At 60.8% G+C, this 22902-nt stretch carries 22 protein-coding genes; 10 read left to right on the forward strand and 12 right to left on the reverse strand.

The window, feature by feature from the left end; genetic code table 11:
• Both RRH01S_RS21735 and RRH01S_RS21740 read left to right on the forward strand, forming a co-directional pair.
• Positions 1-672, forward strand: a complete 672-nt coding sequence (locus RRH01S_RS21735) for an outer membrane protein (protein ID WP_007699913.1) — start codon at positions 1-3, stop codon at positions 670-672.
• Between the two features lie 71 nt (positions 673-743).
• Positions 744-1082, forward strand: coding sequence for a DUF6881 domain-containing protein (locus tag RRH01S_RS21740; protein WP_007699914.1), 339 nt, complete (start codon positions 744-746; stop codon positions 1080-1082).
• Between the two features lie 5 nt (positions 1083-1087).
• Here RRH01S_RS21740 and glcF read toward each other — a convergent pair whose 3' ends face one another.
• The 3 genes from glcF to RRH01S_RS21755 are packed head-to-tail and all read right to left on the reverse strand — an operon-like array spanning position 1088 to position 5059.
• On the reverse strand, positions 1088-2407 hold the full coding sequence (gene glcF / locus RRH01S_RS21745) for a glycolate oxidase subunit GlcF (RefSeq protein ID WP_007699915.1): 1320 nt from the start codon (positions 2405-2407) through the stop codon (positions 1088-1090).
• A gap of 16 nt (positions 2408-2423) precedes the next feature.
• The gene (locus RRH01S_RS21750) at positions 2424-3623 is read right to left on the reverse strand and encodes an FAD-binding protein (RefSeq protein ID WP_007699916.1); all 1200 of its coding nucleotides are present in this window, start codon (positions 3621-3623) and stop codon (positions 2424-2426) included.
• Positions 3620-5059 carry an FAD-binding oxidoreductase gene (locus tag RRH01S_RS21755; RefSeq protein WP_007699918.1) on the reverse strand — a complete coding sequence of 480 codons (1440 nt, stop codon included), beginning with the start codon at positions 5057-5059 and terminating at the stop codon, positions 3620-3622. The genes RRH01S_RS21750 and RRH01S_RS21755 overlap by 4 nt, the downstream gene beginning before the upstream one ends.
• Before the next feature lie 123 nt (positions 5060-5182).
• Here RRH01S_RS21755 and RRH01S_RS21760 point away from each other — a divergent pair, with 123 nt between their 5' ends.
• Complete coding sequence (locus RRH01S_RS21760) at positions 5183-6079, forward strand: LysR family transcriptional regulator (protein ID WP_007699922.1); 897 nt, start codon at positions 5183-5185, stop codon at positions 6077-6079.
• A gap of 7 nt (positions 6080-6086) precedes the next feature.
• Here RRH01S_RS21760 and RRH01S_RS21765 read toward each other — a convergent pair whose 3' ends face one another.
• Both RRH01S_RS21765 and RRH01S_RS21770 read right to left on the reverse strand, forming a co-directional pair.
• On the reverse strand, positions 6087-7250 hold the full coding sequence (locus tag RRH01S_RS21765; protein WP_034520370.1) for an adenosylhomocysteinase: 1164 nt from the start codon (positions 7248-7250) through the stop codon (positions 6087-6089).
• Between the two features lie 119 nt (positions 7251-7369).
• Positions 7370-8296, reverse strand: a complete 927-nt coding sequence (locus RRH01S_RS21770) for a LysR substrate-binding domain-containing protein (RefSeq protein WP_007699927.1) — start codon at positions 8294-8296, stop codon at positions 7370-7372.
• 249 nt (positions 8297-8545) lie between these two features.
• Here RRH01S_RS21770 and RRH01S_RS21775 point away from each other — a divergent pair, with 249 nt between their 5' ends.
• From RRH01S_RS21775 to RRH01S_RS21785, 3 genes are all read left to right on the forward strand, one after another.
• The gene (locus RRH01S_RS21775; protein WP_007699928.1) at positions 8546-9058 is read left to right on the forward strand and encodes an NUDIX hydrolase; all 513 of its coding nucleotides are present in this window, start codon (positions 8546-8548) and stop codon (positions 9056-9058) included.
• A 103-nt stretch (positions 9059-9161) separates the two neighbouring features.
• Positions 9162-10700 (forward strand): inorganic phosphate transporter, encoded by a 1539-nt coding sequence (locus RRH01S_RS21780; RefSeq protein WP_007699929.1) that lies wholly within the window; start codon positions 9162-9164, stop codon positions 10698-10700.
• 10 nt (positions 10701-10710) lie between these two features.
• Positions 10711-11448, forward strand: a complete 738-nt coding sequence (locus RRH01S_RS21785) for a 16S rRNA (uracil(1498)-N(3))-methyltransferase (RefSeq protein WP_007699930.1) — start codon at positions 10711-10713, stop codon at positions 11446-11448.
• A 40-nt stretch (positions 11449-11488) separates the two neighbouring features.
• Here the strand turns inward: RRH01S_RS21785 and RRH01S_RS21790 are convergent, their stop codons facing one another.
• Positions 11489-12100: a LysE family translocator gene (locus RRH01S_RS21790; RefSeq protein WP_007699931.1), complete on the reverse strand. Its 612-nt coding sequence runs from the start codon at positions 12098-12100 to the stop codon at positions 11489-11491.
• 246 nt (positions 12101-12346) lie between these two features.
• On the opposite strand from RRH01S_RS21790, the gene RRH01S_RS21795 reads away from it, so the two are divergent.
• The 3 genes from RRH01S_RS21795 to RRH01S_RS21810 all read left to right on the forward strand — a co-directional run bounded on the left by RRH01S_RS21795 (position 12347) and on the right by RRH01S_RS21810 (position 16093).
• Positions 12347-13720: a glutamate--cysteine ligase gene (locus tag RRH01S_RS21795; protein ID WP_034520366.1), complete on the forward strand. Its 1374-nt coding sequence runs from the start codon at positions 12347-12349 to the stop codon at positions 13718-13720.
• Positions 13721-13847: 127 nt separating this feature from the next.
• Positions 13848-14714 carry a DUF937 domain-containing protein gene (locus RRH01S_RS21800; RefSeq protein ID WP_007699933.1) on the forward strand — a complete coding sequence of 289 codons (867 nt, stop codon included), beginning with the start codon at positions 13848-13850 and terminating at the stop codon, positions 14712-14714.
• A gap of 596 nt (positions 14715-15310) precedes the next feature.
• Positions 15311-16093, forward strand: coding sequence for a TylF/MycF/NovP-related O-methyltransferase (locus RRH01S_RS21810; protein WP_034520363.1), 783 nt, complete (start codon positions 15311-15313; stop codon positions 16091-16093).
• Here the strand turns inward: RRH01S_RS21810 and RRH01S_RS21815 are convergent.
• Complete coding sequence (locus RRH01S_RS21815; protein ID WP_034520361.1) at positions 16059-17678, reverse strand: ABC-F family ATP-binding cassette domain-containing protein; 1620 nt, start codon at positions 17676-17678, stop codon at positions 16059-16061. The genes RRH01S_RS21810 and RRH01S_RS21815 overlap by 35 nt on opposite strands.
• Before the next feature lie 261 nt (positions 17679-17939).
• On the reverse strand, positions 17940-18239 hold the full coding sequence (locus RRH01S_RS21820) for a YjiS-like domain-containing protein (RefSeq protein WP_007699945.1): 300 nt from the start codon (positions 18237-18239) through the stop codon (positions 17940-17942).
• Positions 18240-18435: 196 nt separating this feature from the next.
• On the opposite strand from RRH01S_RS21820, the gene RRH01S_RS21825 reads away from it, so the two are divergent.
• Complete coding sequence (locus RRH01S_RS21825; RefSeq protein WP_007699948.1) at positions 18436-19389, forward strand: LysR substrate-binding domain-containing protein; 954 nt, start codon at positions 18436-18438, stop codon at positions 19387-19389.
• 24 nt (positions 19390-19413) lie between these two features.
• Here the strand turns inward: RRH01S_RS21825 and RRH01S_RS21830 are convergent, their stop codons facing one another.
• The 4 genes from RRH01S_RS21830 to guaB form a co-directional block, all read right to left on the reverse strand.
• Positions 19414-20058 carry a TetR family transcriptional regulator gene (locus RRH01S_RS21830; RefSeq protein ID WP_007699950.1) on the reverse strand — a complete coding sequence of 215 codons (645 nt, stop codon included), beginning with the start codon at positions 20056-20058 and terminating at the stop codon, positions 19414-19416.
• A 194-nt stretch (positions 20059-20252) separates the two neighbouring features.
• Positions 20253-20690 (reverse strand): MAPEG family protein, encoded by a 438-nt coding sequence (locus RRH01S_RS21835; RefSeq protein ID WP_034520358.1) that lies wholly within the window; start codon positions 20688-20690, stop codon positions 20253-20255.
• Positions 20691-20733: 43 nt separating this feature from the next.
• Positions 20734-21324 (reverse strand): hypothetical protein, encoded by a 591-nt coding sequence (locus RRH01S_RS21840; protein WP_034520356.1) that lies wholly within the window; start codon positions 21322-21324, stop codon positions 20734-20736.
• A gap of 3 nt (positions 21325-21327) precedes the next feature.
• Positions 21328-22812 carry an IMP dehydrogenase gene (gene guaB / locus RRH01S_RS21845; RefSeq protein ID WP_007699958.1) on the reverse strand — a complete coding sequence of 495 codons (1485 nt, stop codon included), beginning with the start codon at positions 22810-22812 and terminating at the stop codon, positions 21328-21330.
• Positions 22813-22902 lie beyond the last annotated feature (90 nt).

A 22902-nucleotide genomic window follows, 5' to 3' on the forward strand; every position in this document is an offset into this window, starting at 1 on the left:
ATGCGTCGTGCATTTCGCATCAAACAGCCGGCTGTTGCCGCGCTTGCGCTTTCAGCTTTTGTCTTCGCCGCCAATTCTGCTTCGGCGGAAATGCAGTTTTCAGCCTATGGGGGTATCCAGGGCGCGACCGGCAGCAACGTCAAGACGTCGGACGGCGCCAATTTCGATCCCGACTGGTCGGGAAAATCCTTCAAGATGCCACCCTATTTCGGCTTTCGCGGCATCTTCTGGCTCGACGATTTCAACAAGTCGAACTGGGGTATCTCGCTCGACTACACCCACGCCAAGGTCTACGGCAATCTCGGCAATACGCCCGGCTGGTCGCATTTCGAGTTCACCGACGGCCTGAACATGCTGACGCTGAATGCGCTCTATCGTTTCCAGGATCCGGGCCGCAAATGGACGCCCTATGTCGGCCTCGGCGCCGGCATCAACGTGCCGCATGTCGAAGTCACCCGCGCCTCCGGCCGGACCTTCGATTACCAGTTCGGCGGAGCCTCACTGCAGGCGCAGGCGGGCGTCAGCTACCAGATCAGCCAGCACTGGGCGACCTTCGTCGAATACAAGGGCAATTACAATTTCGTCGACAATGTCTCGATCGACAGCGGCGATACGCTGAAGACCAAGGTCTTCACCAACGCCATCAATTTCGGTGTGTCGTTCAATTTTTGATGTGAACGGACGGAGCATTGTCGCCCCAGGGCCGGTTCCGGCTCTGGGGTTCCTGTGCTAAGCAATAGCCCATGAGCTTTTCCTATTACCAATGCGACTGGATCCATCCGGAAAACGATGAACCGGTCATGATCTACTACGAAGTGGACGACGCGGGCGTCGTTCCCCGGCTGATCGACGTGTTCGCCGATGGACGCCGGCAATGCATGTCCGTCACTGACTTTTCCGGGCAGAAATACAAGACGGCCAGCATCACCAGCCTGGTGGAAGGCTCATTCTATGACGGTGTCGCCGGCCTACTCGACGGCACCTTCTTCGAAGAGGGACAGGACCGGATCAGTCTGACCGCCATCGGCGCAGAGATCTTCGAGATGGAATGGCAGTCGCATCGGCCGTCTTCGTCTCACTGAAAATTCTAGGCCGCCGTTAGCTCCAGACCTTTCAGTTTCGCTGGCATCTCGCCGCCATAGGCCCAGTCCAGCAATTCGACCGTGTGCAGGATCGGTATGCCCGTTCCCGTCGCGATCTGCGTGATGCAACCGATATTACCGGTGGCGATCACATCGGCCTTCGTCGCCTCGAGGTTCCTGACCTTGCGCGCCTTCAACTCGGCGGAGATTTCCGACTGCATGATGTTGTAAGTGCCGGCCGAGCCGCAGCAGAGATGCCCTTCCGCCGGCTCGCGCACGGTGAAGCCCGCCGTCTTCAACAGCAGTTTCGGCGCCATGGTGATCTTCTGGCCATGCTGCAGCGAACAGGCGGAATGATAGGCGACGGTGATGCCACGCGGCATATGCGTGGGCAGGTCGAGACCGGAGAGATATTCGGTGATGTCCTTGGCAAGCGCCGAAATCTTTGCGGCCTTGTCCGCATAGGCCGGATCGAGGCGCAGCTTGTGGCCATAATCCTTGATCGTCGTGCCGCAGCCGGAGGTCGTCACGATGATGGCGTCGAGCCCGCCGGCCTCGACCTCGCGCATCCAGACATCGACATTAGCGCGCACACTCGCCAGTGCCTGCTCCTCGCGGCCCATATGATGCACCAGCGAGCCGCAGCAGCTCTCGCCTTGCGGCACCACCACTTCGACGCCCAGGCGAGTCAGCAGCCGGATGGTTGCCTCGTTGATGGCGGGATCGAGCACCGGCTGGGCGCATCCAGTCAGGATCGCCACCCGCCCGCGTCGTTCCGCTTGCGGCTGATGTCGCCCGGGCTTGGCAAAGGATGACGGCGCCGGGATGGATCGCGGCGCGAGATCGAGCATGGCGGCGAAGGGTTTCAGGGCCGGAATGCGTCTCATCAGACCCTTGAATGGCCGGGCCAGGCGCGCAAGGTTGAGCGCCAGACGGAAACGGCCGGGATAGGGCAGCACCGCCGCCAGCGTGTTGCGCGTCAGCCGGTCGAGCAAGGGCCGCTTGTAGGTTTCCTCGATATGAGCGCGGGCGTGGTCGATCAGATGCATGTAATCGACGCCGGAGGGACAGGTGGTGACGCAGGCGAGGCAGGACAGACAGCGGTCGATATGCGTCACCACTTCCGCGTCGGCCGCCCGGCCGTTTTCCAGCATATCCTTGATCAGATAGATGCGGCCGCGCGGGCTATCGAGCTCGTTGCCAAGCGTCACATAGGTCGGACAGGTGGCGGTGCAGAAGCCGCAATGCACGCATTTGCGCAGGATCGCCTCGGATTCGGCCACATGCGGATCGGCAAGCTGAGCAAGGGTGAAATTGGTTTGCATCAGGCAGTTTTCCCCATCACGTCATCTTCCCCGGATTAAAGATCCCGACAGGATCGAACTTTTCCTTCACGCGCGCAGACAACAGCGCCACGGCATCCGGTTGCGGCTGGAAAGCCGATGTCGTCGCGCGGGCGGCAGGCGTGGCGCGCAGCAAGGTCGCATGGCCGCCGCCAAGGGCGTGGATATAGCGGCGGACGAGATCACCTTCCGGCTCCGATTCCATCCGCATCCAGACAAGGCCGCCCTGCCAGTCGTAATAGGCATCGACGCCGGCATCGAGACGAAGGGCGGCGACGAGCTGATGACCGATGCTGGGGGCGACGGAAACGCGCCAGACAGGGCGCATCGTGCCGTCCGCATAGGGCTTCACGTCGCGGATCTCGCGCCAGAGCCTGCGGCTGTCCGCCTCGGCGAGCCGCGTAACCGAGCCGAGACGGCCCATGGCGGCAGCCAGTTTTTCGGCCCTGACCGAGACCGAACCTGAGAGGCCCTCGATGCGCAGCACGGTCGCCTCGCCTTCTGGCAGCTTGCCGTCGAGAAAGGTCCAGCGGACGGTCAAAGGCAGATGCGCGGCGCCCGATATGTCGAGCGGCAGCGCCATCACCGCCGCCATGGCATTTGCCGCCTCGGCGTCGTTCAGGCCGGAAACGACGATCGTCTCCTCGGTCTTCGGTCGTGGCGGCACGCGGAAAGTAACTTCAGTGAGGAGGCCGAGCGTACCGTGCGAACCGGCCATCAGCTTGACCAGATCGAGACCGGTGACGTTCTTCATCACCCGCCCGCCGGCCTTGACGATCTCACCCTTGCCGTTGACGAAACGGACGCCGAGCAGGCTGTCGCGGGCAGCACCGCTGATGAAACGGCGAGGACCGGAGACATTGGCGGCAAAGACGCCGCCGATCGTCGGCTCGCCCTTGGTGGCCAGCAATGGCCGGTGATCCATCGGCTCGAAGGCCATCATCTGGCCGCTCTCGGCGAGCGCCGCCTCGACTTCGGCAACGGGCGTTCCCGCCCGTACGGTCATCACCATCTCGCCCGGATTATAGGCGACGATGCCGGTCAGTCCCTGCGAACACAATGTCGCGTCAGTGGCGACGGCATTGCCGAAGCCGGCGCGCGTGTTGCCGCCGATGACCGCCAGAGCCGCACCCCGGGTCGCATGGTCGCGGATGATGGCTGCGGCCTCATCTTCCGTCTTCGGCAGAAATTTGCTCATGCTGCGTTACGTCCGTCCAGCGGGAAGACCTTGGAGGGGTTCAGGATCCAGCCAGGATCGAAGGCGGCGCGCACCGACATCATCTGGGCGAGATCGACCTCCGCATATTGATGCCGCATCAGATCGCGCTTTTCGATGCCGACACCGTGTTCCCCCGTCAGGCAGCCACCGGCGTCGACACAGAGCCGGAGGATATCGTTGCCCGCCGCTTCGGCCTTGGCCGCATCCTCGGGATCATTGGCGTTGAACAGGATCAGCGGATGCATGTTGCCGTCGCCAGCATGGAAGACATTGGCAACGCGCAGGCCGTAATGGTCGACGATCTCAGTTGTCTTCTGCAGGACATAGGAGAGCTGGCTGAGCGGCACGGTGCCATCCATGCAGATATAGTCGGCGATGCGGCCGGTGGCGCCGAAGGCGGACTTACGGCCCTTCCAGATCAGCGCCGCCTCGGTGGCAGACTGGCATTCGCGCACGGTCTTGACCTTGTGAGTGCGGGCGATGTCGACAATGCTTTTCAGCATGTCGTCCATCTCCGCTTCCGAGCCCTCGACCTCGACGATCAGCAGCGCGCCGACATCGAGGGGATAGCCGGCATGGGCAAAGGCTTCGCAGATCTCGATCGCCTGCTTGTCCATGAATTCGATGGCGACAGGTACGATGCCGGCGGCGATGATATCGGCCACGCAGGCGCCAGCCTGTTCCGACGTATCGAAGCCGAACAGTACGGGCCGCGCGCCTTCCGGTTTGGCGATCAGCCGCACCGTCGCTTCCGTGACGATGCCGAGCTGCCCCTCCGAGCCGCAGACAAGGCCGAGCAGGTCATAACCCGCCGCATCCAGCGCCTTGCCGCCGAGATCGATTACCGTTCCGTCGGTCAGCACCAGCTTGACGCCGAGCAGATTGTTGGTGGTGACACCGTATTTCAGGCAATGGGCGCCGCCGGAGTTCATGCCGATATTGCCACCGATGGTGCAGGCAAGCTGCGAACTCGGATCAGGCGCATAGAAGAAACCGTCTGCCGAGACGTTTTCGGAAATATTCAGATTGGTGACGCCGGCCTGCACCGTTGCTGTGCGATTGGCGAAATCGACGTCGAGAATGCGGTTCATCTTGGAAAGGCCGAGCACTACGGCATCTTCCTGCGGAATGGCGCCGCCGGAAAGCGAGGTGCCGGCGCCACGCGGCACGACGGGAATGCCGTAGCGATGACAGTATTTCATCACGGCGGCGACCTCGGCTGTCGAGCGCGGCAGGGCGACGGCAAGCGGCATGCGGCGATAGGAGACGAAGGCATCGGTCTCGAAGGGCATCAGCTCGCGTGGCTCGTGGATCAGGCATTCAGGGGCAAGAAGATCGGCAAGATCGGCCACGATCTCGCTACGGCGGGCAAGCACATCCGCGCGCGGCGCCAGAAATGAAATGGCCTCGGCCATGGCGTTCTCCTCCTGCATCCAAATCGGGATACAGCCTCTTTTTAACGCCATATCACGGTTATCACTTTCCCGAAATCGGCGCAAATGATAAGCATTTATGCCAAAACGGGAACAAGTTACACCATGACCAACCTCGGAGACCTCGAAATCTTCGCCAGCGTCGTCGCGACGGGCAGCATGTCGCTCGCCGGTCGGGCGCTCGGCTTCTCGCCGGCGGTCATTTCCAAGCGCATCAAGCGGCTGGAGGACAGGCTCGGCACGCGGCTCCTGCAGCGCACGACGCGGCAGATTTCGCTGACGGAGGCAGGCCAGGGCTTTTACGACCGGGTGCTCGCCATCCTTGCGGGGCTGGAGGAGGCGGAAGCTTACATCGCCGGCCGCTCGGCGCAAATGCAGGGCACGTTGAAAATCTCCGCCCCCACCTCCTTCGGCCGTCTGCACATCGCTCCGCATCTGAAAACCTTTATGCAGTCGCATCCGGACCTGGCGATCAATCTCATCCTGACTGACGAGTTCACCGATATTGTCGGCGGCGGCTATGATCTTGCCATCCGCATTGCCGAGCTTACCGATTCCAGCCTCGTTGCGCGGCGTCTGGCGCCAGTACGTCGCCTGCTCTGCGCTTCGCCCGCCTATGTCGCCACCCATGGCATGCCCGAGAATATCGACGACCTGCGCCGCCACATATGCCTGCCGGCGCATAATCACGATCCGTGGCGGCTGGATGGGCCGAAGGGTGCGCTGACCTTCCGGCCGGAGGGCATGCTGATCACCAATTCCAGCGAGGTGATCCGCGAGGCCGTCATCGCCGGCCTCGGCATCGCGCTGCGCTCCACCTGGGACATCGGCCCGGAACTAAAGGACGGCCGCCTGGTGCAGGTGCTGCCTGCCTATGAGGGCTCGCACAACGTCACGCTCTCGGCCGTCTACCCCAGCCGCCAGTTCCTGCCGGCGAAGGTTCGGGTCTTCATCGATTTCCTGGCGGAACTTTATGGGCCGGTGCCCTATTGGGAGCGATAGGGTTCCGCTACCGCGCCAAGTCGAGAAAGGCCGACGCCACCATGGCGTCGATGTCGGCCGGCACGGGGATGACGCAGGCTTCCTTGCCAAGCCCACCCTTCCCGACCCGCTCCAGGCAGCGGGCTTGTAGCGCAAAGCCGAGATCCATGGATTCGACGGTATTCCCCAGGGGACGCGGGCCGGCGAGGTTGGCCATGTGGCCGGCACCGAGGATGTGGAAAGCGCGTCCGTCCCGCATGCGAATGGTCTCGATATGCTCGACCTCGTAGCGATCGACGCCGGCAACCTCCGGGCTGTTCCGGAAAGCTTCGACATCGATCTCGAGCGGGAAATGGCCGCCATTCATCAGGATCGCGCCGTCCTTGATCAGCGGCAGATCGGTTGCGGTTATGATCGCAGGATAGCCCGTGACGGTGATCAGGATATCGGCGGAGCGGATCCCCTCGTCACGCAGCGGCGTGCCAAAGCCATCGAGATGCGCCTCGAGTGTCGTCACCGGGTCGATATCGACCACGCTGACAGCGGAAAATGCATTGCGGAAGCAGGCGGCCGTTCCCTTGCCGCAAGCGCCGTAGCCGAAGACGGCGACGCGCTTGCCGTTGGTCGAACGGTTGGTGAAGCGCAGATAGCTCTCGAACAGGCTCTGGCCGACGCCATGCTTGTTTTCGGCGAATTGCTTGATCGGGCTGTCATTGATGACAAGGATCGGCATGGCCAGCTTGTCGCGCATCGGCAGCAGTCGCGTCCGACCCGATGTTGTCTCCTCGGTACCCCCTAAGAGGTTCGCATAGGGGCGCTCGGCGGCGCGCGCGAAGAGATCGCCGCCATTGTCGAGCAGCAGGTCCGGCTTCTCCGCGAGAATGGCGTCGAGGCTGGCACCATGCTCGTCCGCGTCGGTGGTCTGGGTGGCAAAGACGGTCACGCCCTGCGCACGGAGATAGCCCACGGTTTCCGGCTGGGTGCTGTTGAGATTACCGGTGCAGACAAGGCGGGCGCCGCCGGCGCGCAATGTCATCAACAATGCCACCGTCTTCGGCTCGAGATGAATGCCGGTCCCGATCGTCAGGCCGGCGAAAGGTCGAGTCTCGCGGAATTCCGCCGCCGTGGCCGCAAGCAGCCGGCAGCTCCGGCCAACCCAGTCGATACGGGAAAGAGAGGAAGGCTGGTCCATCATGCGCTCCTGGCACCGGTCTGTCGTGTTTCGATCTCTCACGGAGAATGGCAGACTGTCGATGGACATTGGAATGAACGATAGGGCAGAAAATCTGCCATGCTCGTTTGCCGGTATTCTTAGGTCTCGCCGGGACCGTCAGGCACGGACAGCCCCTGCCTCACCAGCCATTCCACCAATCCCACAAGCGCCGCATCTTTCGCATCGCTGCTTCGGATGCTGAGGCTGTATCCCGCCGGTCTACGGATAAAGCCATAGGGTGCTATCAGACTACCACGATCGATATCCTCGCCAACGGCCGTGCGTGGGGCGATGGCAACACCGACACCGGAGCGGGCGGCACCGATCGCCAGAAGCAGGTCTTCGAACTCACGATTACGGGCGAAACGGATGGGTGCCCGGCCGCTTTCGGCAAACCAATCGTCCCAGAGACGCGGCGTAGAACGGCTTGTCAGGGCGACAGCGCCGGCAAGGGCTTCCGCGCCAGCCGCGAGACTGATGTGTGCGGCAAGGTCGGGCGTCGCCACCGGGCCGAACTCATCCTCCATGAAACGAATGGCGGTGATGTCCGGCGCCGGCCGATATTCGCCGCCCATGATCACCGCGTCGAGACCGGGATGGCGCGCCAGCGGCTCAACCGTCGTCATCGGGATGATGTCTATATCCACATAGGGAAGGGACGCCTGCAGATCGGCGACACGCGGCATCAGCCACCAGACGGCGAAGGCGGAAGGGACGCCAAGACGAATGGTGCGCCGATCATCCGCCGTCAGCGCGCTCGAAGCCCGCGTCAGAATACCGAAGGCGACGCCGACGGACTCGGCAAAGGCCCTGCCCTTCTCCGTCAGCACCAGGCGGCGACCATCACGCTGGAACAAGGCAACGCCGAAATGGCTCTCCAAGATGGCAAGCTGTTGACGCACGGCACCGCGCACGACACCGAGTTCGTCCGCCGCCTGCAATATGCTACCACGACGAGCAACGGCATCGAAGGCGCGTAGCGCGTTCAGCGGCGGAAGGCGTTGTGGCGAGGAGTGTTCGAACATAACGAAGATTTATCTTGTTTCTCAGCATGATAGGAAGAGCCGACGAGCAATTGCACCATCTGCGGCATGTAAACTGCATCCGATGTCGCTTACAGCACAGTCACTGGCGAATATCAGAGGCCGAATCAGTTCGTTTTTTTCTACTGAACACTCAATAAAGGTGTGGGGAAGCACCATATGAATTCATAGGCAATGCATAATTTTTCCACACAATGCTAATATGTATTCGATTCTCAACTCAAGCTCTTTATGGTGATCCGACCCTTGGCCATTCTTACCCGTATTGCAAATGATGTGCAGCTCATGTTTCGGCGCCCGCCGCGACAGCAATATGCCGCGCTCTGCTATCGGGTGAAGAAGAAGACGGGCGAGCTGGAAGTGCTGTTGCTGACCAGCCGCGACACCGGCCGCTGGGTCATTCCCAAGGGCTGGCCGATGCCGGGCAAGCTGTCGCATGAAGTGGCGGCCCGCGAGGCCTACGAAGAGGCCGGCGTGCATGGAACTGTGGAAACCGAACCGCTGGGCGCATTCAACTACGACAAGGTTCTGAAGGACGGCATCCAGGTGGCCTGCCGGGTTCAGGTCTATGCGCTTGAGGTCAGCAACCTCGCCAAGAACTTCAAGGAAAAGGGCGAGCGCTCGATCGAGTGGGCGTCCTGCGATGAAGCTGCCAAGCGCGTCCGCGAACCGGAACTGCGCGACATCATCCTTGCTTTCCAGCAACGGATGACGGCAATGCCTGCCACAGCGCAGTCAAAGTAAGCTGCTAGATATTCCCAACACATAAATTGTGCCGGAACGATCGTTGGGCATTGCCCGACGCGCTGTGCAGCGTAAAACTACACGTTTCGATTCAGAGAATGGCATGCCCGAAGACCGACCGGTAACACTGACAAAACGGACGCTAGACAAGGATCTCGACAAACTCACCTATGTCGAGGATGCGGCAAACCATGTCACGAAGCGGCTGATTGCTCCCGGTCTTGGCCTGATCTTCCTTGGCCTCGCCATGTTCGTTGCCGGCATTTATGTGCTGGACCGGCCCGGCGCAACGCTGGTCATCGCCGCCGTGGCACTAGCCGGCTACATGGCCATGAATATCGGCGCGAAGGACGTCGCCAACAATGTCGGCGCGGCGGTCGGTGCCCGCGCCATCACCATGACGCAGGCCCTGGTCATGGCCGCCATCTTCGAAATTCTCGGCGCCACGATCGCCGGCGGCCCCGTTATCAAAACCGTTTCGACCCATATCGTCGATACCGACCGGATCATCAATAGCGGCAAGCTCGCCTGGCTGATGATGGCGGCGCTGCTATCGGCCGCGCTCTGGATCAATTTCGCCACCTGGCTGAAAGCACCGGTATCGACCACGCATGCCATTGTCGGTGCCGTGGTGGGCGCGGGTACCGCCGCCGTCGGGCCTGATATGGTCAACTGGCATGTGCTGGCGGCGATCTCGGCCGGCTGGGTGGTGACACCCTTTCTGGGTGGCACGATCGCCGCCGGCATGCTGTTCTTCATCAAGACCTTCATCATCTATCGCAGCGACAAGATCGCGGCGGCGAAGTACTGGATCCCCATTCTCATCGGCCTGATGGCCGGCGCCTTTACCGCCTATCTTGTCCTGCAGCTCGCGCCCAGGGACACGGTCGCCGGCCTTCCGACGCTTGCGATCGGCATCGGCGTCGGTCTGATGACGTGGTTTGGCGCAAGACCGTTGGTAGCAGCGCAGTCCGTCGGGCTGGAAAACAAGAACAGCGCATTGCGCAAGCTTTTCCGTCTGCCGCTGATCTGTTCGGCGGCGCTGATGTCCTTTGCGCATGGAGCCAATGACATTGCCAACGCCATCGGCCCGTTGGCGGCGATCGTGCGCAGCGTCCGCCAGGGCGACAACCTCAGCATCGTCGCCGGCGCCACCGGCCAGACCGTGCCCTTCTGGGTCGTGCTGATCGGCGGCTGCGGCATTTCCGTCGGTATCCTGCTTTACGGCCCGCGCCTGATCCGCCTCATCGGCTCGCAGATCACCAAGCTCAACCCGATGCGCGCCTATTGCGTGGCACTGTCGGCGGCGCTCACCGTCATCGTCGCCTCCTGGTTCGGCCTGCCCGTCAGCTCTACCCATATTGCCGTCGGCGCGGTCTTCGGCGTGGGCTTCTTCCGCGAATGGTACACCAGCCGCTCGAGACGGCGACTGGACTACATGCGACAGAAGGCCGAAGCCTCCGGAATTGTCTGGAGCGACATGGAAGAGGCCGACGAACATAATCCCGACGAAATCCATCGCCGGCGCCTCGTGCGCCGCTCACATTTCATGACCATCATCGCCGCCTGGGCCATTACCGTGCCGGTTTCGGCCCTGCTTGCAGCCACGGTATATTGGGCTATGGTCGCGCTCTTCATTTAAGAGGTTACCCATGCGCGCCAATTTCCGCATGCAGCGGCTGTTCGTGGTTTCGGATATCAAGGCAAATGCCGGCATCGAAGCCGATCAGGAACAATTCAACTATCTCGCCAATGTGCTGCGCATGGAGGACGGCGCGGAGCTGTTGATCTTCAACGGCCGCGACGGCGAGTGGAAAGCACGCATCTCCTTTCCCTCGCGCAAGCGTATCCTGATGACGCCGATCGAGGAGACACGGCTGCAGCCTGCCCCTTCCGACCTCCACTATCTCTTCGCGCCTCTGAAGGTCGGAAGGCTCGACTATCTCGTGCAGAAAGCGGTGGAGATGGGCGCCGGCCTCCTGCAACCGGTCATGACTCAGCATGTACAGGGCAAGATCACCAATCTCGACAAGGTCAGGGCCAATGTCATCGAGGCGGCCGAGCAATGCGGCATTCTCGACATTCCCGATGTCGCCGAACCGGTCAAACTTGCCGATCTCCTCGAGCGCTGGCCGAGGGAGCGCCGCATCATCTATTGCGACGAGGGCGACGCCGGGCAAAACCCACTGCCGCTTCTGGCAAAGATCACGGAGAAGCATCTGGCATTGCTGGTCGGCCCGGAGGGTGGCTTCTCGGAAGAGGAACGCGCGCTGCTGCGCAGCCTCGATTTCGTGACCGCCATTCCGCTCGGCCCGCGCATCTTGCGCGCCGACACGGCGGCGGTGGCAGCCATGGCGGTTATCCAGGCGGCGATCGGGGACTGGAATTAGGTTCATGCAAACAGGGCCGCTATCCGGTCCGCACTGGTTTTCAGCCCGATAATGCGAGAGCGGTCGTGATAATCAGCACTCCGGCCAACGAGATGTTCACGATACGTGAAATGACCGGGTTCTGAAGGAAACGAGACAGTGAAGATCCGACGAGGAGCCAGCACAGATGAATGATGACGATCATCAAGCTGAGCAGGATGATCTTGATCGCCGCATCAAGCATGCCCTGGTCCTTGAAAAGGCTTACCCCGGCGAAGACTGCGGCGATCGCGAAATATGCCTTGGGGTTGGCGACCGCCAGCAGAAAGCCGCCAGTGAATGCGGGTCTGGCGACCTGGTCGCTGCCGCGCCTAAGAGGCGGCGCTGTCGCGATCCTGAAGGCCAGATAGGCAATGTAAAGGGTGGAAACGACGGTAAGCGCCAAGGCGCCATGCGGCACCGACAGTAGAACCGTGACGACGCCGACCGCTACCGCCAGCAACACGACGATCGTCCCGGCGATTAGACCGAACACATAGCTGGACGACCGGCGGAAACCGTAGGCTGCGCCGACCGCGGTGGCACTGATGGTGGATGGACCTGGACTGCCCATAATGACCAGAGATGCCAGAAGCAATGTCAGGATCGGATAAGATCCAGCCTGTTCAAACATCGATGTGCCCTTTCCATCAATGAAAAGGCAAGACTATCCTTGAATGACCGCAGGCGTCTTGAACGCTTGTGCAAGCACGTCCGGCATCAGCAGTTACGCTCCCCGCGTGCCTGGCGGACGCACGATCCTATTTTTTTGAACGGCTCTTGAAAGAAATTCACTTGCACCGTACCTCAATTCGCTGCAATCACCCTTCCAATCGGCCCGCGTCTTGCGCGGGCTTCTTTCCGAGATCAAGGTAATACCATGGCGCGCGATACCACCGACCAGACCCCGCTCTCCTCGGTCTCGGACATGACGGCCTATCTGGCCGACGGCAACAAGCCCAAGGAGCAGTTCCGCATCGGCACGGAGCACGAGAAATTCGTGTTCTTCCGCGCCGACAACAGCCCTGTGCCCTATGCCGGCGACGCCAGCATTTCTGCGCTCCTGAAGGGCTTGCAGGCGAAGTCCGGCTGGGATCCGATCCTAGACCGTGACAACATCATTGGACTCGCTGAACCCACAGGCATGGGCGCCATCTCGATCGAGCCTGGCGGCCAGTTCGAACTCTCGGGCGCGCCGCTCGAAACCATTCACCAGACCTGTAAGGAATCGAACCAGCATCTGGCGACGCTGCGCGAGATCGCAGAGCCGATGGGCATCCGCTTCCTCGGCATCGGCGGCAGTCCGAAATGGACACTCGCCGAGACGCCGCGCATGCCGAAATCGCGTTACGACATCATGAGCCGCTACATGCCGAAGGTCGGCACTGAAGGCCTCGACATGATGTACCGCACCTGCACGATCCAGGTGAACCTCGACTTCTCCTCGGAAGAGGACATGCGCCGCAAGATGCGCGTATCGATGAAGCTGCAATCGCTGGCGACGGCGCTGTTTGCCTCCTCGCCCTTCACCGAGGGCAAGCCGAACGGCCTTTCTTCCTGGCGCGGCGAGATCTGGCGCGATACCGACAACCGCCGCGGCGGCCTGCTCGACTTCACCTTCCGCGACGACTTCGGCTTCCATGACTATGTCGAATGGGCGCTCGACGTTCCCATGTATTTCGTCGTTCGCGACGGTCGCTATCATGACTGCACCCACGTCACCTTCCGCCAGTTCATGAACGGCGCGTTGAAGGGCGAGATCGCCGAGTGGGAACCGACCATGGGCGACTGGACCAACCATCTCTCCACGCTGTTCCCCGACGTGCGTCTCAAGCGCTTCCTGGAAATGCGCGGTGCCGACGGCGGCCCGTGGCGGCGCATCTGTGCCCTGCCGGCCTTCTGGGTCGGCCTGCTTTATGACGACGCGGCTCTTGCCGCCGCCGACGAACTGACCAAGGACTGGACCTTCGAAGAGGTCAACGCGCTGCGCGATATCGTGCCCGTGCAGGGGCTGAAGGCCGCGATCAAGGGCCATGGCCTGTTCGACGTGGCCCGCGATGTCATCGGCATTTCCCGCAGCGGCCTGAAGAGCCGCGCGCGGCTGAACGGCGACGGCCAGGACGAAAGCGTGTTCCTGGCGCCACTCGAAGAAGTGCTCGCCAAGAAGGGCACGCTTTCCGACGATCTGCTGATGCTCTATCACGGTCGCTGGAACCAGTCGGTCGAACCGGTCTTCGAGGAATATCAATACTGAGGACCGCTCCAATTCTGCGGTGACCGGTCGATAGAAACCGGTATGCGCCCTCTTTTTTCCCGCTATACTATCTGAATCAAGCGCCGCCTGATTCAGAAGCGGCCTCATTGCGGGGGAAGGAACTTCGATGCTGCCACTCTTCGACATGATGATGCAAGCACAGAACGGCGCAGCCACCGAGGCGATGGCCAAGCAATTCAACCTTGCGCAGGAGCAGGCGACCAAGGCAATGGCGGCGCTGATGCCCGCCTTTTCCTCCGGCTTCAAGCGTAGCGCGACCGACCCCTACAACTTCATGGGCGTGATGCAGGACATCACCTCCGGCAACTATGCCAAATATTTTGAGGACATGAGCAAGGCGTTCACGCCGCAGGGCATTGCCGACGGCAATAATGTGCTGGGGCGCTTGTTCGGTTCCAAGGAAGTATCCCGTGCCGTGGCCGCGCAAGCCGCGCAGATGACCGGCATCGGCCAGGACATCTACAAGCGCATGTTGCCCGTCATGGCCGACGCGCTGATGGGCGGCCTGTTCAAGGAAACCAGCGGCCAGATGCCTCAGATGGCCAATCCATTCCTCAATACGGCGATGGGCGAAATGATGCAGAACTGGCTGCAGAGCATCGGCTTTGCGCCCAAGCAGCAGCCGACGCCGCAGGCGAGCATCTTCGACAATCCCTTTACCCAGGCGATGGAACTGATGTTCGGCGCGCAGGCGGTCGAGCGCGAAAAGCCGGCGGCTACCAATCCCTTTCTCGACAATCCCTTCGCCAAGGCGTTTCAGGACATGATGCGCAACGTCTCGACGGCCCAGGAGCCGCCGAAGGAAGAGCCCAAAGCCAAGGCCGCCGCCCCCGGCGTCGACATGGCCGCCTATACCGAGATGTTCAACGCCATGTTCGACAGTGGTCTGGAAGTGCAGAAAAACTATCAGAAGAACATGGAAGCGATCTTCGACAGCTACAAGCCGGCGGAAGGTAAGCCCGCGCCGAAATAGACGTGACGTTTGGCCGATCTCGCGGGGGAAGACATGATCACAAAGTTTTTTCTGCAACGCAATCTTCGTTGGAAAAAGAGGGATGATGCGGAATTCGTCTATACGGCTGCTGATCCACACGAAGGAACGCTGGTTATCCGGCCGAACGATTTTCCTGCAGAACCACTGTATACGCTCCTATGTGACTCAGTGCCGGTTGAGAGCTTCGATGATTGGCCTCCGTCCTGGCAAGTTGATTGAGTCCGTCCGAAGCTTATAAATTTTCCTCAATTGCCTCCGCGTGCCGCCGTTGGAGTTCCGTCATCGGTATCAAACGAAGTAAGCCGATGGCCAACATGCCGCTCCCTTATGGCGGTTGCAGCCGTGCGGTTGCGTATGCCGTCAGCCGAAATTCCGGCTTCACGGATTTGCATATGATTTACGCAAGAAGAGCACAAGATAAAGCAACGATACTAGTTTTCGTGCAAAACTCTTGACTTTTTCCCTGCGCAGACAACAATATTGATGAGGACAGGGAAATATACTCCAACATACTGACGGTCGCCTTTCCACCTGTGTCAGGTAATGGATTTTTAACCATGAAATTGGAGGGCAATATGGACAATTTCTTCATTACGAGAGACTTCGACTGGCAGATACGGCGATCGTCCAATATCGACAGGTTTCTTAATTTGCTCACCAGGCGGTTCGGATTTAACGCCAACACCGCCGAGATGATCGACCGATCGATCTACAAATTTACCGGCCTTAAATTTTCGCCGACCCGTTCGGGAATTTCCACGAATGTGGAGCAGAGAATGAACATGTACCATCTGGTTTCACAGGCACTTGCCTATGACATAGATGGAGATCTGGTCGAGGTTGGCTGCAATGAGGGCCAATCATCCGTGCTCATCACAAAAGTCATAAACAGCTTCAGTTCCGATAAGAAACTGCATGTTTATGATAGCTTCGAGGGGCTTCCGTCCGCACGAAGCGAAGACGGAAACTCCTACAAGAAAGGCGATCTGGCAACATCTCAGGATGTGCTGATCAATAATTTTGCCGCACATGGCCTGGAGCCGCCCGTCATCCACAAAGGATGGTTTGAGGACACGCTCTCACAGGGCCTGCCGGATAAGATATGCTTTGCGTATCTGGATGGCGATCTCTACGATTCAATATTGGTCAGCTTGAAGTATGTGTATCCTCGCCTGTCCAGAGGAGCCGTTTGTCTTATTGACGATTACTGCGATCCAAGCATCAACCCGGATGGCTGGAACCATTTGCCCGGCGTCAAAAAAGCCTGTGACGAATTCATGGCGGATAAGCCGGAGAAGATTTGCTACATCTATTCCGGCTCGTTCACACATGCATATTTCCGCAAGAGCCTGAATTAGACCGCGCCGACAGCTCCAATCGACGCGAGATCCCGATATTCTCCAGAAAAACCTCATCGTGACTGACCACCAGAAGAGCGCCATCATAAGCTCGCAATCCCGCCTCGACGGCGGCGATGGAATCGATATCGAGATGGTTTGTGGGTTCGTCGAGGATCAGCAGCGAAGGCGGTGTCGAGCCGCCGAGAACGCAGGCTAGGCCAGCGCGCAGCAATTGCCCGCCGCTGAGCGTGGAGACAAGTTGAAGTGCGGCATCTGCCCTGAACATGAAGCGGGCAAGGGCGGCGCGGCAGGCGTTTTCATCCGATTGCGGGTTTATCCGCCGGAAGTTATCGCGGATCGAGAGAGACGGATCGAGCAGGCTGACCCGCTGGTCGAGCATGGAAAACGTCGTCATGACACGCACCTTCCCCGTCCAGGGGTTAAGCTCTCCGGAGATCAGCGCCAGCAATGTCGTCTTGCCCGAACCATTCGCGCCGGTGACGGCGATCCGCTCCGGGCCTGTGATATCAAAGGAGAGATCGCGGATGATCGGTTGGTCCGGCCGATAGCCGGCGGTTACACTGTCGATCTTCAGGACGATCTTGTTGGCCGGCAGCCCGGTCGGCGGAAGCCTGACGGACAAAGGCTGGAGGATTTCGATACGACGGCGGGCGGCAGTGGCCTCCTCAAGCGCTTCCGTCCGCTGGCGTTCGGCAAGGCGTGCATTCTCGCCGCCCGTCATTTCGCTCCGTTCCTTCATCCCGCCCAGCAGGATACGCGGAATGCCACCCTTGGCGGCCTTCTTTTTGCCCATACGATCTTTTCGCGCCTGCCGCTCCACCGTCGCCTGCGCGGCGCGGACAACCTCGGCGACGCGCCTTTCGGCATCGGCAAGGTCGTGTTCCGCCGCTGCGAGTTCGAGTGCCTTGCGCTCGCGGTAGTGGCTCCAGTTGCCGCCATAGCGCGTGGCGCCGAGCGACGTCAGCTCGACGATGGCGTCTACCGTGTCGAGCAATGCCCGGTCATGGCTGACGACGATCGCGCCGCCGCGCCAGCTTGCGAGCAACGCGACCACAGCCTCCCTGCCCTCACGGTCCAGATTATTGGTCGGTTCGTCGAGAATAAGAAAATCGGGGTTGGTGAAAATCAGTGCGGCAAGGCCGGCGCGCGTGCGCTGGCCACCCGACAGCGCCGCAAGACGCGTCCAAGGTTCCGCATCGAGGCCGGCGCGGTCGAGAGCAGAAGCCAGACGCGTTTCCAGCAGCCAATCCGCCGACGATAGCTCATCAGTCGTCGCTTCACCCGCTTCGGCGCGGTGAAGAACCGCTAGTGCGTCCCGTATCTGGAAGAGATCGGCGATGGTTTCGTCAGGCTCAACCTGAACGCTCTGGCGGAGCACACCGATGCTGCCCGCAAAGGATATAGCCCCGGATTGCGGGGGCTGCTCGCCGGCAATGAGCTTCAAGAGCGTCGTCTTTCCGACGCCGTTGCGGCCGACAAGGCCGGTGCGCTCGGCGCCGAAACTCAGATCGAGATTGGAAAAAAGCGGCCGGCCGTCAGGCGTGGACCACGAAAGATTGGAAAGTGTGATGGATGCAGGCATGGATATGGAATTCCCCGGTAACAAGGCTGGAAGGCATTGTGATCGGGTTGAAATCCATTGCGGCACACATCCTGTTGGAATGACGGATGCCGATAATTTAAGCGACAACCATTTTCAGTTCAAGCCTACCTCGATAGTGTCGAGAAAGCTGAGGACACGGCTCTTTGAAAAGAAAAAACCCGGTGTCGGCACTGAGGCCGGACACCGGGCAAGAAGCAGGGCTTATTGGCTATCACCCTGCGGGGAAACGGCTGGCCGGCATCAGCGGCGAATGCTGTCGAGGCCGAAGAGGCGCGCGCGGTGACGCGCCGAATTGCTCAACTGACAGGACGGATCCTCGAAGAAGGTTGAGGTCGTCAGCGCTGACATCAGGTCCTGGCGTGTCAGGCCGATATCCATTAGCTGGCTGTCGTTCAGCTCATGCAGATAATTGATCTCGCGGCGGTTGCGGAATGTGCGCCAGACCTTTGCCATCTTATCGAAAGCAAGCGTCAGGCGTGCCGTCAGGGGCAGCGACGGCCTTGCGTGGCCGAGATGTAGTGTCCGGTCTGTCGTGCTCATTTCAAGGTCCTTTCCTTCAGGCACGCGCTAGCCGAGCCCCTTCCCGGTGGTGCGGGAAAGGGGTTGGCTGGGAGGAATTCAGCAGGAAGTCTGTCGATTGGTATGCTGATTTGCATTAGGAAGATGCCAAACACCTATTGATCAGTCCAACGAATGTTTCTAATGGTAAGCATCAAACTCTTTTATAGGTGAGATCATGTCCGCGCCGCTTGATAACGATCAGTTGCAGACCTTCATCGCCATCGTGGATTCCGGCAGCTTCACCAAGGCGGCCGACCGTGTGTTCAAGACGCAGTCGGCGGTGTCCATGCAGATGCGCCGGCTGGAAGAGCGCGTCGGCAAGCAGCTTTTCATCAAGGACGGCCGCGGCAACCGGCTGACCGCCGAAGGCGAAAAGCTGCTCAACTATGCCCGCCGCATCATCCGCCTGAACAATGAGGCGATCGCCGCCTTCGACGACAACCGGCTCGAGGGCACGCTGCGCATCGGCACGCCCGACGATTATGCCGACCGCTACATGCCGGAGATCATCGGCCGCTTCGCCAAGACGCATCCGAATGTCGAGCTCTATATCGTCTGCGAACCCTCCGTCGATCTCGCCGAGCGCATGCATCGCGGCGAACTCGATATCGCGCTGGTCACCCATAATCCGCGTGAGAGAATGTCGGATGTGGTGCGGACCGAGCCGCTGTGCTGGGTCGGATCGGCCAATCATCCGCTCCGTGACGACGCGCCCATTCCGCTCGCCGTCGGACGACGCGACTGCCCGTGGCGTCAGCTTGCCTGCTCAGCGCTTGACGCCGGCGGCCGTGACTATCAGGTCCTGTTCACAAGCTGGTCCTGCACCGTTGTCGCATCTGCCGTCCTTGCCGGCATGGCGGTATCGGTGATGCCGGAATCGGCGCTGCGCACGGGCATGAAGGTACTGACCCAGGCCGACGGCTTCCCGCCTTTGCCGCCGGTTCAGATCGGCATCATGAAGCGGCCGGGCCTTTCGGTGTCGTTGATGAATGCCATCACCGCCCATATCTCCGCCTGCCTCGACAACATCACGCCGGCGGCGATCGACGACGATCTCGATGGCGAGGTGAAGACCTTTCCGCGCGCCTATCCGCGTCTGCGCGCCGGACATATTCTCCCGGGTTGGTGAGAATTATAGGCAGTAGCTAAAACCCTACTGCCTATTGCCTGCCGTTGGCTCCGCAAACAGCGTCGCCCGGATTACCTGCTTCCATTCGTTGAGCATGCGGACCGCCAGCGCCTTGTCGCTCATGATGGCGAGGCGGACGGAGGCGCCGATCAGATGGCTGAAGAGCTGGGTGCGAGCCTGCAGATCGATGGAGCTATCGGCCGGGAGGAAGGGTTCGATACCCTTGAGAAAGATCTCGGCGACGCGATTGCTATGCTGGATGTTGAGCTTCAGCAGATCCCCGTCCATTTCCGTCCCGAGCCACACGCCCATATAGGTCGGATCGCCACGAAATTCGCGGTAGTACCAGTCGACCATGCCGCAAACCAGATCGACGGCATGGTCGAGTGACGTTACGGTGGCGAAGACTTCCTTCGTCTTCTGCTGAACGAGAACCGCGTGGCGGTCGAACAGCGCCGTGACGATCGCCGCCTTTTCAGGAAAATATTGGTAGACGGAACCAATCGGCACGCCGGCCACGGCAGCAAGCTCCGTCATCTTCATGGTGCTGACGCCTTTTTCCGCGATAAGCTGTGCCGCCGCCGCCAGGATGACATCGACGCGCTGGATGCTACGCTCCTGTTTCGGCTGCTTGCGGAATTCGATGCGGGCTGGTTTTTCCGGGCTCATGCATTTCCCGTTTCATTGTCACAAAAGCGACGCCCGAAGACGCGGGCAAGCTATGCCTCTGGCATACTCAATGGACGTAAAGGGGAAAAGTCCAATTTTACATGCAATATGTAATAGCGCACTCCCGCCGAGTCGACAAAGGCCGAAGTGTGCTCCGGCCTTTGTATTCGCGTGAAAGCGACGCTGCGGGCGGCTCAGGCCGGCATGGCCTGCGTAACGGCGAGCCAGACGGCAAGCCAGGCCCACATGCCGGCAAGGACGATATAGCCAAGGGCGAAGAGCGGGCTGCGATAGCGCAGATTGTTGCTGGTGACATGCACATAGGCGTGGGCGTAGCGCGTGGCGACAAAGACCCAGGCGAGGATTACGGCCGGCAGATTATCCGCCTGTGCGATGAACAGCGTGATACAGCAGGCATGGAAAAGGACGGGGAGCTCGAATTGGTTGGCGATGCTGTTGCGCACTACCAGGCTCTCCGCCGCCTCGTTGGCGGCATGGTTCTCACGAAACTGCGATAGCCGGATCTTACCCGCCTTGACGAGGTCGCGGCGGCGCAGGCCCAATAGCCCGTAGAGAATATAGACAAGCCCCGCATGGGCCACCATGGGCCACAACATTTCATAGCCGGTCACGCCTCCAACTCCTTTACGATTTCAAAGCGGCTGAAGCGACCGCTCAGGACGGCTTGGATCCGCCGGGAGACAGGTAACGAAAAATCGAGAAACGGGCCAGCAGAATGATGGTGATGACAAGCGACAGGAACTTCAGCCGCACGATGATCGGCAACAGGCCCGAGAGCAGTGCCACAGTGCCGTCCGACGGCGTGGCCGGCGGATAGAGCAGCAGCCCGGCGATATTCTCCGCATAATCCATCACGCCATAGACGATCGGCAGGCAAAAGATCGCGGTAATCGCCGCCGATGGAATTGACCGGCCGAAGAAGGTTCCGCGCGGCCCGACCAGCCGCAGCAGGCAGAAGAGGAACCCGCCGAGCACCAGCGGGAAGATCAATTCAGGCCCAAGATACATGGAATGCAGGATATCAGCCGGATCGGAGTGATCCTTGAGGTAACGCACCATGGCAACGACATCTTCGGCCTCGTAGCCGCCGATGCGCGCGTCCAGCATCTGCTGGCCCGCCGATGCATTGCGGAAGGCGGTGACGAAGCCCGCATAGATCCAGGCAAACAGCGCCAGCGACAGGGCCGCAAGGATCGCCGTCAGGCCCTGGAGGGACCTGACATTGTCTTCAGCGCCATTCGGCATCGATCAGCCGCCGGAACCCGGATAGTTCGGGCTTTCGCGGGTGATGGTGACGTCATGGGCGTGGCTTTCGCGCAGGCCCGCGCCGGAGATGCGTACGAAGGTGGCGCGCTCCTGGAAGTCCTTGAGATCGGCGCCGCCGACATAACCCATGGCAGCCTTGAGGCCGCCGGCGAGCTGGTGCAGCACGCCCGAGACCGGGCCCTTGTAGGGCACCTGACCTTCGATGCCTTCCGGCACCAGCTTCAGCGTGTCGCGCACTTCCGCCTGGAAGTAGCGATCGGCAGAGCCGCGTGCCATGGCTCCGACGGAACCCATGCCGCGATACGCCTTGAACGAGCGACCCTGGTAAAGATAGACCTCGCCCGGGCTTTCATCGGTGCCGGCCAGCAGCGAGCCGACCATGGCGGCGGATGCGCCGGCGGCAATCGCCTTGGCCAGGTCACCAGAGTACTTGATGCCGCCATCGGCGATAACAGGGATGTTCTGATCCTGCGCGGCCTGGACCGCCGACATGATGGCCGCGAGCTGCGGCACGCCGACGCCGGCGACGATACGGGTCGTGCAGATGGAGCCGGGGCCGATGCCGACCTTGACGGCGTCCGCGCCGGCATCGATCAGCGCTCGCGTGCCGTCATAGGTGGCGACGTTGCCGGCCATGATGCGAACCGAATTGGTGAGCTTCTTGACGCGAGTGACGGCATCGAGGACGCGCTGCGAATGGCCATGGGCGGTATCGACGACCAGCAGGTCGACGCCAGCATCGATCAGGCGTTCGGCACGCTCGAAGCCGTCGTCACCGACGCTGATGGCGGCGGCGGCGCGAAGGCGGCCCTGCGCGTCCTTGGAGGCATTCGGATTAAGCTGCGACTTTTCGATGTCCTTGACGGTGATCAGACCGATGAGGCGACCTTCGCCGTCGACAACCAGCAGCTTCTCGATGCGGTGCGTATGCAGCAGGCGCTTGGCTTCCTGCTGCTGCACGCCGTCGGCAACCGTGATCAGGTTTTCGTGGGTCATCAACTCGTGGATCTTCTGCTCCGGATTGGAGGCGAAGCGGACGTCACGGTTGGTGAGGATGCCGACCAGGCGCTGCGACTTCTCAACGACAGGAATGCCGGAAATGCCGTGGGCCTTCATCAGGCCGAGCGCGTCGGCGAGCGTCGCGTCGGGGCCGATCGTCACCGGATTGACCACCATGCCGCTTTCGAACTTCTTGACCTGGCGGACCTCTTCGGCCTGCTGCACAGGGGTCAGATTGCGGTGGATAACACCCAGGCCGCCGGCCTGGGCCATGGCGATGGCAAGACGGCCTTCCGTCACCGTATCCATGGCGGCCGACATGATCGGCAGGTTGAGCTCGATATCCTGGGCGATGCGGGTGGCGATATTCGTCTGGCCGGGCATGACCTCGGAGTGTCCCGGCTGCAGGAGCACGTCGTCGAAGGTAAGGGCGTCTAACCCGGTTGACGTTTCAATAATGCGAGCCATGGCCAATTCCTTCGTCTTTAAAAAACAGGACAGCTCCGGAACGAATCGTCTACCGGGCGATCTTGCAAGTGTTGCTTGGAAGTTGGCGAG

It is taken from the genome of Rhizobium rhizogenes NBRC 13257 (assembly GCF_000696095.1).
In the GTDB taxonomy this organism is placed as follows: Bacteria; Pseudomonadota; Alphaproteobacteria; order Rhizobiales; family Rhizobiaceae; genus Rhizobium; species Rhizobium rhizogenes.